Genomic DNA, 2,751 nt, shown 5'->3' on the forward strand with positions numbered 1-2,751 from the left:
AAGGTTGCCCCCATGCTCACCGAGGCCATCAAGGCCGCCAAGGCTGCCAAATAACGGCCGCTCCGGCAGCGTAACCTGGGATTCCCTCATTCATCACATGACGAGATTCCAGTTTTTCAGCTTGCTTGAAAAACTGGAATCTCGTATTTGCGGGCCGTGTCCCCACGGCCCAAAACGATTGGAAAGGTGTAACAATATGGACTTTTACCTGAGCAACGAGGAGAAAATGCTCCAAAAAATGTATCGGGAATTTGCCGAGACCGAAGTGAAGCCCCTGGCCGAGGAGATCGACGAGGAGGAGCGCTTCCCCATGGAGACCGTGGAGAAGATGGCAAAGCTGGGCATGATGGGCATTCCCTTCCCCAAGCGCTACGGCGGCGCCGGCGGCACCAACATGGCCTACGCCCTGGCCGTGGAGGAACTGGCCAAGGTCTGCGGCACCACCTCCGTCATCGTCTGCGCCCACACCTCTTTGTGCTCCTACCCCATCTATGCCTTCGGCACCGAGGAGCAGAAGATGAAGTACCTGCCGGACCTGCTCAGCGGCCGGAAGATCGGCGCCTTCGGCCTGACGGAGCCCAACGCCGGCTCCGATGCCTCCGGCCAGCAGACCGTGGCGGAGCTGGTGGGCGACCACTACGTGCTCAACGGCACCAAGTGCTTCATCACCAACGGCACCGTGGCCGACACCTACGTGGTCTTCGCCATGACCGACAAGCACGCCGGCAACCACGGCATCTCCGCCTTCATTGTGGAGCGGGATTTCCCGGGCTTCTCCGTGGGCAAGCATGAGCGCAAGATGGGCATCCGCGGCTCCTCCACCTGCGACCTCATCATGGAGGACTGCATCGTACCCAAGGAAAACCTGCTGGGCAAAGAGGGCAAGGGCTTTAAGGTCGCCATGGGCACGCTGGACGGCGGCCGCGTGGGCGTGGCCGCCCAGGCGCTGGGCATCGGCGAGGGCGCCATCAACGAGGCGGTCAAGTACACCCAGGAGCGGGTCCAGTTCGGCAAGCGCCTCAGCCAGTTCCAGAACACCCAGTTCCAGCTGGCGGACATGAAGGCCCGGGCCGACGCCGCCCAGCTGCTGGTCTACCGCGCCGCCTTCGCCAAAGACCAGGGCGATCCCCAGACCGGCTTTTACTCCTCCATGGCCAAGCTCTACGCCGCCGAGATGGCCTCCGACGTCACCCGCCGGGCCGTGCAGCTCTTCGGCGGCTACGGCTACACCCGGGAGTATCCCGTGGAGCGCATGATGCGGGACGCCAAGATCACCGAGATCTACGAGGGCACCTCCGAGGTCCAGCGCATGGTCATTTCCCGGGCCATGGGCGTGAAGTGAGCAAGCGCCCTATGGAGAATTTACAAGCCCTCTATCAAAGCAAGCTGACCACCCCCGATGAGGCGGTCAGATGCTGCCTGCATTCCGGCGCCGTGTGCGCCTCCGACATCGCCCTGGCCCACTCCCCCCTGATCTACGAGGCCATCGGTCGGGCCATCCAGGCCGGGCAGCTGGAGAACATCACCCAGCACACCCTGCTGGACACCGCCCCCTTCCCCTTCTACCGGGAGGAATTCGCCGGGAAGTACCTGGGGGTATCCTGGTTCTCCCAGGCAAACGCCCGGAAGGCCATCAACGCCGGGTTTGCTGACGTGATGCCCGCCTACTACCGGGACATCCCGGGCCTGTTCCAGGAGTATGTGCAGCCCGACGTGCTCATCGCGGCGGTGTCCCCTATGGACAAGCACGGCTATTTCAGCACCGGCTGCGACGGCTCCCTCTCCCAGGCGCTGGTGTCCACCGCCAAGACCATTTTGCTGGAGGTCAACCCCCACATGCCCCGGAGCCTGACCTCCACCCAGATCCACGTCTCCCGGGTCTCCGCCCTGTGGGAGAACGACGCCCCCCTGATCTGTCTGCCCCCCACGAAAATCGACGAGGTCAGCGCCAGGATCGGCGGCTATATCGCCGAGGAGATTCCCAACGGCGCCACCCTCCAGCTGGGCATCGGCGCCATTCCCGACGCCGTGGGCAATGCCCTTCAGGACAAGCGCCACCTGGGCATCCACACAGAGATGTTCACCGACAGCATGATGACCCTCATCGAGTGCGGCGCCGTGGACAACAGCGCCAAACCCATCCACACGGGGAAAACCGTGGCGGCCTTCGCCTTCGGCTCCCAGCGGATGTACGATTACATCGACGACAACCCCATGGTGGAGATGCTGCCGGTCAACTATGTCAACGACCCGGCGGTGATCGCCCGGCATCCCGATTTTATCTCCATCAACGCCGCCCTGGAGGTGGACTTCTTCGGTCAGGTCTGTGCCGAGTCCATCGGCACCCGCCACGTCTCCGGCACCGGCGGGCAGAGCGACTACGTGCGGGGCGCCGTGCAGTCCAAGGGCGGCAAGAGCTTCATCGCCTTTGCCTCCACCGCCAAAAACGACACCGTCAGCCGCATCATGCCCACCCTGACCCCCGGTGCCCAGATCAGCACCAGCAAAAATGATGTGGACTGCATCGTGACGGAATACGGCATCGCCAAGCTGCGGGGCCGGACCCTGAGCCAGCGGACAAAGGCCCTGATCGCCATTGCCCACCCCAGCTTCCGGGATATGCTCACCTTTGAGGCGAAGAAGGAGAACATCCTGATCTGATCGCCAACCAACGTCTTTTACAAGGAAGGTACTATATGAAAATCATTGTTTGTGTCAAGCAGGTGCCGGATACCTCCGGAAAGGTAGCGG

2 protein-coding genes are annotated in these 2,751 nt (G+C 62.8%); both read left to right on the forward strand.

What is annotated here, in order from left to right; all coding sequences use genetic code 11:
* Positions 1–196 precede the first annotated feature (196 nt).
* Positions 197–1,342: an acyl-CoA dehydrogenase gene (locus QZS21_RS11600; protein WP_295583570.1), complete on the forward strand. Its 1,146-nt coding sequence runs from the start codon at positions 197–199 to the stop codon at positions 1,340–1,342.
* Positions 1,343–1,353: 11 nt separating this feature from the next.
* Complete coding sequence (locus QZS21_RS11605) at positions 1,354–2,661, forward strand: acetyl-CoA hydrolase/transferase family protein (RefSeq protein WP_295583572.1); 1,308 nt, start codon at positions 1,354–1,356, stop codon at positions 2,659–2,661.
* Positions 2,662–2,751: the final 90 nt, after the last annotated feature.

The sequence above is a fragment of the uncultured Oscillibacter sp. genome, assembly GCF_900544955.1.
Taxonomy (GTDB): domain Bacteria; phylum Bacillota; class Clostridia; order Oscillospirales; family Oscillospiraceae; genus Oscillibacter.

Excerpts from the sequence above, each read along its gene's own strand:
- QZS21_RS11600 (WP_295583570.1), top strand. The coding sequence starts at position 197 with ATGGACTTTTACCTGAGCAACGAGGAGAAAATGCTCCAAAAAATGTAT.
- QZS21_RS11605 (WP_295583572.1), top strand. The coding sequence starts at position 1,354 with ATGGAGAATTTACAAGCCCTCTATCAAAGCAAGCTGACCACCCCCGAT.